General features: G+C 66.0%; 8 protein-coding genes and 1 tRNA gene. 2 read left to right on the plus strand and 7 right to left on the minus strand.

All coding sequences use genetic code 11. The annotated features are described in order from the left end of the window. Positions 1-208 precede the first annotated feature (208 nt). Positions 209-694, minus strand: coding sequence for a DUF1772 domain-containing protein (locus ACE10X_RS22865; protein WP_038386742.1), 486 nt, complete (start codon positions 692-694; stop codon positions 209-211). Positions 695-783: 89 nt separating this feature from the next. Between ACE10X_RS22865 and ACE10X_RS22870 the strand changes: the two genes are divergently transcribed. Both ACE10X_RS22870 and ACE10X_RS22875 read left to right on the plus strand, forming a co-directional pair. After that, positions 784-1,428, plus strand: coding sequence for a TetR family transcriptional regulator (locus tag ACE10X_RS22870; RefSeq protein ID WP_375762921.1), 645 nt, complete (start codon positions 784-786; stop codon positions 1,426-1,428). Positions 1,429-1,864: 436 nt separating this feature from the next. Then, positions 1,865-2,047, plus strand: coding sequence for a hypothetical protein (locus tag ACE10X_RS22875; protein ID WP_016842103.1), 183 nt, complete (start codon positions 1,865-1,867; stop codon positions 2,045-2,047). Between the two features lie 43 nt (positions 2,048-2,090). On the opposite strand, the gene ACE10X_RS22880 is transcribed toward ACE10X_RS22875, so the two are convergent. From ACE10X_RS22880 to ACE10X_RS22905, 6 genes are all read right to left on the minus strand, one after another. Next, a tRNA-Cys gene (locus ACE10X_RS22880) sits at positions 2,091-2,164 on the minus strand. A gap of 145 nt (positions 2,165-2,309) precedes the next feature. Further along, positions 2,310-3,035, minus strand: a complete 726-nt coding sequence (locus tag ACE10X_RS22885; protein WP_375762922.1) for a tRNA-uridine aminocarboxypropyltransferase — start codon at positions 3,033-3,035, stop codon at positions 2,310-2,312. 35 nt (positions 3,036-3,070) lie between these two features. Further along, positions 3,071-6,175 carry an efflux RND transporter permease subunit gene (locus ACE10X_RS22890; protein WP_375762923.1) on the minus strand — a complete coding sequence of 1,035 codons (3,105 nt, stop codon included), beginning with the start codon at positions 6,173-6,175 and terminating at the stop codon, positions 3,071-3,073. Next, complete coding sequence (locus ACE10X_RS22895; RefSeq protein ID WP_375762924.1) at positions 6,172-9,300, minus strand: efflux RND transporter permease subunit; 3,129 nt, start codon at positions 9,298-9,300, stop codon at positions 6,172-6,174. Before ACE10X_RS22895 ends, ACE10X_RS22890 begins: the two co-directional genes overlap by 4 nt. Positions 9,301-9,348: 48 nt before the next feature. Beyond that, positions 9,349-10,797 (minus strand): efflux RND transporter periplasmic adaptor subunit, encoded by a 1,449-nt coding sequence (locus tag ACE10X_RS22900; protein WP_375762925.1) that lies wholly within the window; start codon positions 10,795-10,797, stop codon positions 9,349-9,351. Continuing rightward, positions 10,787-12,256: an efflux transporter outer membrane subunit gene (locus ACE10X_RS22905; protein WP_051003147.1), complete on the minus strand. Its 1,470-nt coding sequence runs from the start codon at positions 12,254-12,256 to the stop codon at positions 10,787-10,789. The genes ACE10X_RS22900 and ACE10X_RS22905 overlap by 11 nt, the downstream gene beginning before the upstream one ends. Positions 12,257-12,409 lie beyond the last annotated feature (153 nt).

Raw genomic sequence — 12,409 nt, forward strand, 5'->3', positions numbered from 1 at the left:
AAATGGCCCCTCCGGCGAAACTTTAGCGCGCACGGTAAGCCTCTGCGATACAAGGGCTTACCCTTCGCCCCGGCTTGGTACATGCTCAGCCCGCCGGCCCGGCCGCGCTCCTGTGGGCGCCTGGAAACACCGCCAGCGCGGCGATCGGGCCGAGCCTATGATTCTGGTCTCGGGCAGCACGGCCCGGCTCCTCGCGCAAAGGGGCTGGCTACCGCCCGGCGATGGCAACGATGAAAAGCGCGGTCGCGGCCAGCGAGGCGATGGTCCGCACGTGGTTCCAGAAGGTCCAGTCGGTCAGATAGCGCGCCCAAACCGATGCCGCCGACGTGCCCGCGGGGTCGGTAGCCGCAAGCTGATCGTTCAGCGGCACATTGAAGACGATGGTCACGACGAACATGCCGACCACGTAGAGGCCGCCGCCGCAAATCATCGCAATCGCGCCCGGCTCCCGCCATCTGAGCCCGCCGAGCACGACCAGCACGGCGCAGGACAGCGTGGTGCCGAGGAACACCGGCATGAACGGCGAGCGGACGATATCGACATTGATCGCGTTCATCGCCGAGATGCCGGCGGCCTGATCGATGCGGCCGAGCGCGGTCATGACGAAGGCCGAGAACGCGAAATAGAGCCCGGCGAGCAGGCCGCAGCCGAGCGCGGAAAACCACAGCAAGCCCGAGGTCAGGATCTGGCGCATCGCCTCCAAATGCGAGACATACTCGTATTTGTGAAATGCGATAAACTCTCGTATTAGAGCCGTCAACCCCGATTGCAGGGAAGAAAGAGATGTCGAGACGAAAGGCCGCGCCCGTGGAAGTCCCCCTGCCCGGGCTGGCGCGGCTTGCCCCGACCCAGCAGCGCAGCCGCGAGCGCTTCGAGCGCATCCTGGCCTGCGCGACCGAGATCATGGCGGAAAAGGGCAGCGAGGCTTTCCGCATGAGCGACGTCGTCGCGCGCAGCGGCGTCGCATTCGGCTCGCTCTATCAATATTTCCCGGACAAGGCCGCGATCATCGGCACCCTGGCCGCACGCCATAACGCGGTCGGGCGCGATTGCGTCAGACGCGATCTGGCCACCGTGACGACCGCGCGCGACCTGCACCCGGCGCTGTGCCGGATCGTCGACAGCTACTACGAGATGTTCATGCGCGAGCCGGTCATGCGCGACATCTGGCAGGCGACGCAAGCCGACCGCGCCCTGCAGAAGCTCGATGCGGACGACATGGCGGTGCTTTCGGGCCTGTTGTCCGATGCTGTCATGCGGATTGCGCCCGACATGCCGACTGCCGCCCTCGCCACCTTTTCAGCACTGACCATGACGCTGGTCGCAGCCGCCGTGCGTCACGCGATCACGCTGCCACCGAGGAAAGCGCGGCAGGCGCTGACGCAGTTCAAGACCATGCTGCCGTACGACCTCGCCGGGTTGACATAACGGCGCGCAGACGTCGGGAATTTCCTCCGGCCCGAGGCGATAGACAGCGGGTGTCGACGATTGGCGCTGTCCGGGAGCTGCCCGCAGCGCCCAACGCTGCCCACCGGTGAAACGATGTCAGCAAGAGCCGAAGATCGAGGCGGCATGCGATCAACGAGTATAGCGCGACGCACGCCGTCATTGTCACGGCTCCCTAAAATTCCTGCGATATTTGACGGCTATGAGTATTGCCGGGAATTCTAGGCAGAGTTTTCCGCAAGATGTGATCTGCCTCACATGAGGTGCGGCCACGCCGACCTAGGTTCCCGAAGGGGTCACCAACGATTTATTAACCAACGCGGGCGCCATCGTTCTTTTCATAAAATTCGAACGAATCGCTCAATCCGGACCGAAGACTGTTTTGCGACCATGGCGCTCTCGAACCTCGGAGAGCGCGATGAGCGAAGTCGAATTTGATCTGCTGCTGGACGCCGTGCGAACGGCGATCGCGCCCATTGCTCAGGAGGATCTTGTGGCTCAGCCCTCGCCCCGCATTCAGCCGCCACCGCGTGCGGCCAATGACAACCAGGCGCCGTGGCCGCTGATTCCGTTTCCTGAAGGTTGGTACGCCGCGAGCTAATGCGGCTTCTCATTGACTGGCTGCAAGCCATTGATGAGATGAGTGGAGGCCACGACCAGAATTGAACTGGTGTACACGGTTTTGCAGACCGTTGCGTAACCACTCCGCCACGTGGCCCCTTGCGGCGGACTTCATATACGGCCTCTCTCCGATAGGCAACCGAGCCGGAAGGTAAGGTGCCCCTCGTTTGAGCATGATCTCCGCGCAAACGCCCTGCGTTTGTCGCGAGGGAAAGCCGCTTCGCGCTTTTCCGGATCAGGCGCTAGCGCCGACGCCTCCGGAAATCCCGCTTCTTCGGTTTTGGCGCCAATTCCGGCAATTTGGCCTGCACTTCCCGGAACCTCGCCAGCATCCGCTCGAAACTACCTGATAACGTTGCGGCAATGTCCGGGCGCTTCTCCAGCCCCGCCAACAGGATCGCGGCCGCCTCAATGGTGGCCAGGCCGTCGCGACGCGGTTCCCGCCGCAGTCTGCCGTAGAGCGAGGGCCGTTTCGGTCCGAGAATCACCCGCTGGCACTTCAACATCCAGGCATTGCGCCACCACAGCGCCTTTGCCTGGCTCCAGGTGCCGTCGAGCAGCACGATTCCCTCGATGTCGGCCAGGATGGCACGCTGATGCGGCTCAAGCTCGCCCTTGCGGTTGATCGCGACGATCTCGGCATCGGTCTCGAGGTCCTCGACCTTGGCGGAGCCGAGATAGAGCACCGCCCAGCGCGACGGATCAGGCACCGGCCGGCCAAGCGCCTTGGCAAGGCTCGGCCAGGACAATCCGATCCGCACCACGGCGTTCTCGAAATGCCGCGCCAACAGTCGCGCGGTGCCGAGCGCCCTGTCCTGCTCCTGCGGATGGATCAGGATCAGGAGCTGGATGCGGCTCTCGATCGGCGTGACGCTGTCGCAGATGCACAGCGGCAGTGGCTTGCCGCAATGCGGGCACTCCTCGATCTCGGCGACAATATCGGTTTTTGCTTCGGTCGGTTCGGACATCGCTCCGCTATACGCTTGCAACCGCGCAATTCAAACTATTCCGCGGGTGCATGCACGCCTGATGGCTCGCGGCGCTGGCGCAGCCGGTCGATCAACAGATAGATCACCGGCGTGGTGTAGAGCGTCAGGATCTGCGACACGAACAGGCCGCCGATGATGGTGATGCCGAGCGGCCGGCGCAGCTCGGTGCCCGGGCCGGTCGCAATGACCAGCGGAACGCCGGCGAACAGCGCGGCCATCGTCGTCATCAGGATGGGACGGAAGCGCGCGCGGCAGGCCTCGAAGATCGCGTCCCGCGAAGACAGGCCCTGATGCCGCTCGGCCTCGAGCGCGAAGTCGACCATCATGATGCCGTTCTTCTTGACGATGCCGATCAAGAGGATGATGCCGACGAAGGCGATCACCGTCAGCGGCGTGTTGGTCACCTGCAAGGCGAGCAAGGCGCCGAGGCCGGCCGACGGCAGTGTCGAGATGATCGTGATCGGATGCGCCAGGCTCTCATAGAGCACGCCGAGCACAATATACATCGCGACCAGCGCGCCGAGGATCAGCAGCGGCTGCCGCCCGCTGGTCTTGTTGAAATCGCCGGCATTGCCGTCGAAGCTGCCGCGAATGCCCTCGGGCATGTGCAGCTCGTCGACCGCCTGCTGGATGTTGGTCGTCGCGACCTCCAGCGGCACGTCCGGCAGCAGGTTGAATGACACCGTGGTCGAGGGGAAGCCGCCGGAGTGATAGACCGCGAGCGCCGACAGGCCGCGCTGGTAATGCACCAGCGCCGACAGCGGCACCTGCACGTCGTTGGCGCCGGCAACGTAGATGCGCTCGAGGTTCGACGGATCGCTCTGGAATTTCGGATCGATCTCGAGCACCACCATGTACTGGTTGCGCTGGGTGTAGATGATCGAGATCTGCCGCTGCGAGAAGGCGTTGTTGAGCGCGTTGTCGATGTCCTGCACGCGGACACCGAGGCTGGAGGCGGTCTTGCGGTCGATCACCAGGTTGAGCTGCAGGCCGCCGGGATCGCGGTCGGAGGAGACGTCCGTAATGCCCTCCACCGTCTCCATGCGCTTAGCCACGATCGGCGCCCATTTCTGCAACAGCTCGAGGTCGGTCGAGGCGAGCGTGTACTGGTAGTCGGAATCGCTCTGCCGGCCGCCGGTGCGGATGTCCTGGGCGGCGAACATGAACAGGCGGATGCCCGGCACCATGAACAGGTTGCGGCGCAGCCGGTCGATCACCTGCGCGGTCGACAGGCCGCCCCGCTCCTCCGGCGGCTTCAGGCTGATGAACATGGTGCCGCGGTTGGAGGTGGCGCCGCCCGGGCCACCGCCGGAGCCGACCGACGAGCCGATGCCGGCGACCGCGGGGTCGGCCATCACGATGTCGGCGAGCCGCTGCTGCAGCTGAAGCATCGCCTGGAACGAGATATCCGCAGACGCCCGTGTCGAGCCGATCACAAAGCCGCTGTCGTCGGTAGGGAAATAGCCCTTCGGCGTCTTGATGTAGAGCGTCACCGTCAGCGCGACGGTGGCGAAGAACACCACCAGGGTCAGGAAGGGATAGCCGAGCACGATCCGCAGCGTCGCTGCGTAGAACGCCACGACACGGGACAGCGTGCCCTCGATGACGCGGTCGTACCAGGTGGCGTGATCCGAGGTCGCCTCCCTGATGTAGTGCGCGCAGATCATCGGCGTGATGGTCAGCGACACCACGGTCGAGACCGCGATCGCGAACACCAGCGTCAGCGAGAATTCGCGCAGCAGCCGCCCGACGATGCCATCCATGAAGATCAGCGGCGTGAAGGCCGCGATCAGGGACAGCGAGATCGACAGCACCGTGAAGCCGATCTGCTTGGCGCCTTCGACGGCGGCCGGATATGGCGCCATGCCCTGCTCGAGATTGCGGTACATGTTCTCGATCATCACGATGGCGTCGTCGACCACGAAGCCGACGGAGATCGCAAGCGCCATCAGCGACAGATTGTCGATCGAGAAGCCAGCGAGCCACATCCCGGCGCAGGTGCCGGCCAGCGCCAGCGGCACCGAGACGCCGGCGGCGATCGTCGGCACTACCCGGCGCAGGAACACGAACACCACAATCATCACAAGCACGGCGGTCGCCAGCAGCGTGAACTGCATATCCTCGACGCTGGCGCGGATCGTTCCAGTGCGATCGACCAGGGTCGAGATCTCGACGCCCGCCGGAATCCATTTCCTCAGCTCCGGCAGCAACCTGCGAACGCCGTCGACGGTGTCGATGACGTTGGCGTCGCCCTGCTTGGTGATCTGGATCAGCACCGCCGGCTGCTTGTTGAACCAGGCGATCGAGCGCGAGTTGCGGACGGAATCCTCGACCTCGGCGACGTCGGCGAGGCGGACGAAATTGCCGTTCGAGCTCTTGATGACGATGTCGCGGAACTCGGCCGCGATACGCATCTGCTTGTTGATCGAGAGCGTCTCGCTCAGCCGGCCGCCATTGAAGATGCCGACCGGCCCCAGCGGGTTGGCGTTGATGATCGCAAGCCGGACGTCGTCGGTCGCGATCCCGGCGTTCGCCAGCGACACCGGGTTGAGCGCGATGCGCACCGCCGGCTGGTCGGCGCCGCTGACGGTGACCTCGCCGACCCCCGGCACCTGCGAGATCCGTTGCGCCAGCACCGTGTCGGCGACGTCGTACATCGCGCTGGTCGAGATCGTCTTCGAGGTCAGCGCCAGCACGAATACCGGCGACGCGGCCGGGTTGGCCTTGCGGAACCTGGGCAGCGACGGCAGGTCGCTCGGCAGATCGGCGAGCGAGGCGTTGATCGCGGCCTGCACGTCGCGCGCGGCGCGGTCGATGTTGCGGCCGATCGAGAACTGCACCTGGATGCTGGTGGTGCCGAGCGAGCTCGTCGAGGTGATCTGGTCGACGCCCGAAATGGTGCCGAGCTTGCGCTCCAGCGGTGCGGCGACGGTCGCGGCCATCACCGAGGGATCGGCTCCCGGCCTCGACGCCGACACCCTGATGGTCGGGAAGTCGACATTCGGGACCGACGACACCGGCAGGAACTGGTACGCGACGATCCCGACCAGGAACAGCCCGATCGCAAGCAGTGTGGTGCCCACTGGCCTGCGGATGAAGGGCTCCGAGATCGAGATCACTGCATGCCCTCGGTGGCGCCCGCGATCGGCGGGCCGCTGGGACCTGGCTCCGGCACCGCCCGCTCGATCCGGCGATTGAGCCGGTCGAGCGCCAGATAGATCACCGGCGTGGTGTAGAGCGTCAGCAGCTGGCTCAGCAGCAGGCCGCCGATGATCGAAATGCCGAGCGGGAAGCGCAGTTCGGCGCCGGTGCCGCTCTCGATCGCGAGCGGCAGCGCGCCGAACAGCGCCGCCAGCGTCGTCATCATGATCGGGCGGAAGCGCAGCAGGCAGGCCTGCACGATGGCGTCATAGGACGACATGCCCTGGTGACGCTCGGCCTCCAGCGCGAAGTCGATCATCATGATCGCGTTCTTCTTGACGATGCCCATCAACAGGATGATGCCGATCAGGCCGATCACCGAGAGGTCCTGCCCGCACAGCATCAGGGCGAGGATGGCGCCGACGCCGGCCGAGGGCAGCGTCGAGAGGATGGTGATCGGATGGATATAGCTCTCGTAGAGCACGCCGAGCACGATGTAGATCGTGATGATCGCCGCCAGGATCAGCCAGGGCTGCCCGGCGAGCGAGCGCGCGAATTCGGCGGCGTCGCCGGAATAGATCCCGACGATGCTGCCGGGCATTCCGATCCTGCTCTCGATCGCCTTCACCGCCGCGACCGCGTCGCCCAGCGCCTCGCCCGGCGCCAAGTTGAAGCTGAGCGAGACCGACGGGAATTGCGCCTGGTGCGAGATCGCGAGCGGCGCCGTGGTCCGGACCAGCGTAGCCACCGCCGACAGCGGCACCTGCGCGCCGTTGGCGCCGGGCAGATAGAGCTTGTCGAGGATCGACGGGTCGCGCTGATACATCGGCAGCGCTTCGAGCACGACGCGGTACTGGTTGGCCTGGCCGTAGATCGTCGAGATCTGCCGCTGCGCGAAGGCATCGTTCAGCGTGTCGGTGACGCCCTGCAGACTGACGCCGAGCTGGCCGGCACGCTGGCGGTTGACGTCGAGCGCCGCGCGCAAGCCGCCCTCCTGCGCCTCCGAGGAGACATCGCGGAAGATCGGGTCGCGCCGCATCTCGGCGACGAGCTTTTGTGCCCATTGCGAGACCTCGGCGGCGTCGGTCGCGGTCAGCGTGTACTGGTATTGCGACCGGCTCGACTGAGTCGAGATCTGCACGTCCTGCACCGGCTGGAAGTACACCGTCATGCCGGGCACCGTCGCGACCTTCTGCTTGAGGCGCTCGATCACCTTGACGACGCCTTCGCGCCGCTCATCGAGCGGCTTCAGCGTCATCACCAGACGGCCGACATTGGTGGTCGGATTGACCGAGCCCGAGCCGATCACCGAGGCCACGCCAACCACATCGGGATCGGCCTTGATGATGTCGGAGACCGCGCTCTGCCGCCGCTGCATCTCGGCGAACGAGACGTCGGGACCGGCCTCGGTCACCGCCGTGATCGACGAGGTGTCCTGCAGCGGCAGAAAACCCTTCGGCGCCAGCACATACATGATCAGCGTCAACGCGATGGTTGCGAACGTCACCAGCAGCGTCGCGCGCTGGCGCCGCAGCACCCAGAGCAGCGTCCGATGGTAGAACTCCACCATGCGGTCGATGAAACGGCTGACCGCGGCCAGGCCCGGGACCGCCATTTCCTCATGGATGTTCTTGAGCAGCCGCGAACACATCATCGGCGTCAGCGTCAGCGAGACGATCGCCGAGGTCACGACCGCGATCGTCAAGGTGAGCGCGAATTCGCGGAACATGCGGCCAACCAGGCCGGACATGAACAGCAGCGGGATGAACACCGCGATCAGCGACACCGTCAGCGAGATCACGGTGAAGCCGATCTCGCTGGCACCCTTCAGCGAGGCCTCCATCACCGTCTCGCCGCCTTCCATGTGGCGAACGATGTTCTCGATCATGACGATGGCGTCGTCGACCACAAAGCCGGTTCCGATGGTCAGCGCCATCAGCGACAGGTTGTCGAGGCTGAAGCCCGCGAAATACATGATGCCGAAGCTCGTGATCAGCGACAGCGGCAACGCGACGCCGGCGATCAGGGTCGCGCGCAGCGACCGCAGGAACAGGAGCACCACCAGTGTCACGAGCACGACGCTCAGGATGAGCGTGAACTGGACATCGCGCACGGAGGCTCGGATCGTCACGGTGCGGTCGGAGACGATGGTCAGCTTGACGCCGGCCGGGACCGCCCGCTGCAGCCGCGGGATTTCGCCGCGGATCTGCTTGACGACGTCGATGACGTTGGCGCCCGGCTGGCGCTGGATGTCGATGATGACGGCCGGCGTGCCCTGGTACCAGCCGCCGGTGCGGTCGTTCTCCAGCCCGTCGACGATCTGGGCGACGTCGCCGATCGTGACCGGCGAGCCGTTGCGATAGGCGATGATGATCGGCCGGTAGGCGTCGGCGGCGGCGATCTGGTCGTTGGCGGCGATGGTGTAGGATTGCTGGGCGCCGTCGAGCGAACCCTTCGGCCCCGACACGTTGGCGCCGGCGATCGCGTTACGCAAATCCTCCATCGCGATGCCATAGGCCGCAAGCCGGGCCAGATCGGCCTGCACGCGCACCGCCGGCTTCAGGCCGCCGAGGATCGAGACCCGCCCGACGCCGGAAATCTGGCTCAGCCGTTGGCCCAGGATGGTATCGGCGAGATCGCTCATCGCCCGCAGCGAGATCGTGTCCGAGGTCAGCGCCAGGGTCATGACAGGCGCGTCCGCCGGGTTCACCTTGGCGTAGACCGGCGGATACGGCAGCGTCTTCGGCAAAATGCCGGCGGCAGCGTTGATCGCGGCCTGCACATCCTGCGTGGCGCCGTCGATGTCGCGGTTGAGGTCGAACTGCAGCGAGATCTGGCTGACGCCGAACGAACTCGTCGAAGTCATTGACGACAGTGACGGGATCTGCCCGAGCTGCCGCTCCAGCGGCGCCGTGATCAGCGAGGCCACCACGTCGGGGCTCGCGCCGGGCAGTTGCGTCGTCACCTGCACGGTCGGGAAGTCGACCTGCGGCAGCGCGGAGACCGGCAGCGCCCAATAGCCGAGCGCACCGCCGATCATCAGGGCGATGCCGAGCAGCGAAGTGGCGATCGGCCGGCGGATGAACGGTTCGGAGACGCTCATGGTTGCGTGCTCGCTGTTGGGTCGGACATTACGAGGTCAGGATGCCGGTCATGGCTGCGCCTTCGGCGCGCCGCCCGACTGTTCGCCCCCTGCTGCCGGCGCGGGCGCCGGTCCGGTCTGCCCCTTCTGATCGCCTTCGGTATGCTCGTGCCGGCCGCGATGCTCGCCGTCCTTGCCCTGCCAGTCTTTCTTGCCGTCCTTGCCCTGCCCTTCGCCTTGACCAGCGCCGCGCTTGCCGTCGGGATTGCGGCTGCGCTTGCGCGGCGCGAGATCGGCGGCCGGCGGTCCGTCGTCCTTGCCGACCACGACCTTCGCGCCATCGGCAAGATTGGCAAAGCCGGTCGTCACGACGCGGTCCGACGTGGTCAGGCCGCTGGCGATGACGGCCTCATGCTCGTTCTGCTGGGTGACCGTGACCGGCTTGGCGGTGATGATGTCGCCCTCGCCGATCACGTAGCTGAAGGTGCCGGCCGGACCGCGCTGTACCGCCGAGGTCGGCACCACGATCGCCTGCGGCAGGGTCTCGACTTTGAGCCGCACATTGACGAACTGGCCGGGCCAGAGCTGGTAGCTGGCGTTGGGGAATTCGGCCTTCAGCTTCAGCGTGCCGGTGGTCGGATCGACCTGGTTGTCGATGCCGGTCAGCTTGCCGGTATCGATCACGGTGACGCCGTCATTGCCGAACACATCGACCGCAAGCTGGCCCTTCGCCGCAGCGGCATTCACGCGCATGATCTGCTGCTGCGGCAGGCTGAACCACACCGCGATCGGCCGCAACTGGGTCAGGATCACGAGGCCCGTGGTATCGGCGGCGTGGATGATGTTGCCCTGATCGACCTGGCGCAGGCCGGCCCGCCCCGCGATCGGCGCGACGATCTTGGTATAGCCGAGCGTGGCGCGCGCATTGTCGATCTGGGCCTGGTCGGCCTTGATGATGGCCTCCTGCTGCGCGACCAGCGCACGCTGCGTATCGGCCTGCTGCTTGGAGCCCGCGTTGGTGGCGGCGAGCTGCTCATAGCGGGCAAGGTCTATCTTCTGATTGGCGAGCAGCGCTTCGTCCTTGGCCTTCGTGGCCACCGCCTGGTCGTATTGCGCCTGATAGATCGCCGGATCGATCTCGCCCAGCACGTCGTCCTTCTTGACGTCCTGGCCCTCGACGAAATTTACCTCGAGCAGCTTGCCGTCGACCTGCGAGCGCACGGTCACGGTATTCAGCGCCTTCACCGAACCGACGCCGTCGAGATAAACCGGCACGTCCTGCACATGCGGCATCGCCGCGAGCACCGGCACCGGCAGGTCGGGCCGCCCGCCCGCGCCGCGCCCGCCGCCGCCATTTTGCTTGGGCTGGAAGGCGAGCCAGCCGAGATAGCCGAGCCCGCCCAGGATCACGAGCGTGATGAGCAAGGACACCATGCGCCCAAGCAGGCGCGAGAGAAGGCTCCGCTTGCGCGGCGCCGTGCGTTTCTCGTCGTCCGTCGAGTCGGGCTTAAAGAGCATCGACCGGTCTTTCCATCTTCAATTCCCAGCCGCCCCCTAATGCCTGATATAGGCTCACGATCGCCAATAGCCGGGCCAGTTGGGCCTGCGAATAGGCATCTTCCGCCTGGAACAGGGTCAGCTGCGTGTTTAGCACAGTTACGATATCGGCGGTGCCGGCCTTGAGCTGCTGCTCGGCGAGGTCGAAGGCCCGCCGCGACGACGACAGTACGTCGCGCTGCAGCTGCAGCCGCCGCGTGGTCTCGCGGATCGCGACCAGCGCATTGTCGACGTCGGTGAACGACTGCACCACCGTCTTGCGGTAGGTCTGCAGCAACTCGTCCTGCTTGGCCTTGGTGTATTCGAAATTGCCGAGGATCCGGCCGCCGTCGAAGATCGGCTGGGTCATGCTGCCGACCAGGTTGAAGAAGGCGGCATGCGGCTGGAACAGCGAGACCAGCGCCTGACTCTGGTAGCCGCCCGTTCCGGTCAGCTGGATGCTCGGGAAGAACTGCGCCCGCGCGCTGCCGACATTGGCGGTGGCGGATGCCAGCTGCGCCTCCTGCCGGCGGATATCGGGACGCTGGGTCAGCAATTCGGACGGCAGACCCGGCGTGACGCGCGGGATCGCAACGGCGTTGAGCGAGCCGCCAGAGACGCGCACGCTTTCCGGCGGCCGCGACACCAGCACCGCGAGCGCGTTGACATTCTGGTCGAGCGTCTGCCGCAACGGCGGCACCAGCGCGCGCTGGTTGGCGAGCACGCTCTCCTGCTGCGCGACGTCGAGATCGGAGCCGGTGCCGGCCTTGAAGCGCTCCTTGATCGCATTGAGGATGCGCTCGGCGCTGGCGATGTTGCGCTGCGCGGTGCGCAGCCGGTCCTGCGTTGCGAGCACCGTGAAATAAGCATTGGCGACGCTCGCCAGCGTGGTCAGCGCCACCACCTCGCGATCGAACCGGTTGGCAACGGCGGTCTCCTCCGCCGCCTGCGCGGCGTCGCGGTTCTGGCCCCAGAAGTCGAGCTGATAGCTGGCGCTCAGCGAGGCGTTGTAGTTCACCACCTCGCGCCCGCCATTGGTGAGGCCGCTGGCGCTGGAGCCGGAGGTGCGCGAGTAGGTTTCCGATCCGTTGAGATTGAGGGTCGGCAGCAGCGCCGCGCCGGCCTGCCGCGCCAGCGCGTCGGCCTGGCGGAAGCGCGCAACCGCAGCGGCAATGTCGAGGTTGACGGTCTGCGCCTCCTCCATCAGCTGGGTCAGCTCCCTGGAGCGGAAGCCCCGCCACCAATCGAGCGTCGGAAGCGCGTCGCCCGGCCGGCCGAGACGCGCGGCCTTGTAGCCCTGCGGCACGTCGAGCGCCGGATCAGGGATGTCCTGGGTCAAAATGCAGCCGGCAGAACCAACGACCAGGCCGAGTGCAACAAGCGAGCGTCCCGCGAGCCGGCGCACGCGGACGGCGAGGCCGAACCGGCCTCCAGGCACCATCACGGACACGGGCTGGGTCACACCCGTTCTCCGCCGAAGCCAGACTTCGCCCGTGGCGCACGAATGACGCGTTCAGCGATGGTCTGGGTGACGTTCACGGGGGTATGCTTCCAATGGAACCTGCCTGTCCCATCCTACCCTTGGGACAATGGG

Source organism: Bradyrhizobium sp. Pha-3 (assembly GCF_042258325.1).
GTDB lineage: Bacteria > Pseudomonadota > Alphaproteobacteria > Rhizobiales > Xanthobacteraceae > Bradyrhizobium > Bradyrhizobium elkanii.

Excerpts from the sequence above, each read along its gene's own strand:
- ACE10X_RS22870 (WP_375762921.1), top strand. The coding sequence starts at position 784 with ATGTCGAGACGAAAGGCCGCGCCCGTGGAAGTCCCCCTGCCCGGGCTG.
- ACE10X_RS22905 (WP_051003147.1), bottom strand. The coding sequence starts at position 12,256 with ATGGTGCCTGGAGGCCGGTTCGGCCTCGCCGTCCGCGTGCGCCGGCTC.
- ACE10X_RS22865 (WP_038386742.1), bottom strand. The coding sequence starts at position 694 with ATGCGCCAGATCCTGACCTCGGGCTTGCTGTGGTTTTCCGCGCTCGGC.
- ACE10X_RS22875 (WP_016842103.1), top strand. The coding sequence starts at position 1,865 with ATGAGCGAAGTCGAATTTGATCTGCTGCTGGACGCCGTGCGAACGGCG.
- ACE10X_RS22885 (WP_375762922.1), bottom strand. The coding sequence starts at position 3,035 with ATGTCCGAACCGACCGAAGCAAAAACCGATATTGTCGCCGAGATCGAG.
- ACE10X_RS22900 (WP_375762925.1), bottom strand. The coding sequence starts at position 10,797 with ATGCTCTTTAAGCCCGACTCGACGGACGACGAGAAACGCACGGCGCCG.
- ACE10X_RS22895 (WP_375762924.1), bottom strand. The coding sequence starts at position 9,300 with ATGAGCGTCTCCGAACCGTTCATCCGCCGGCCGATCGCCACTTCGCTG.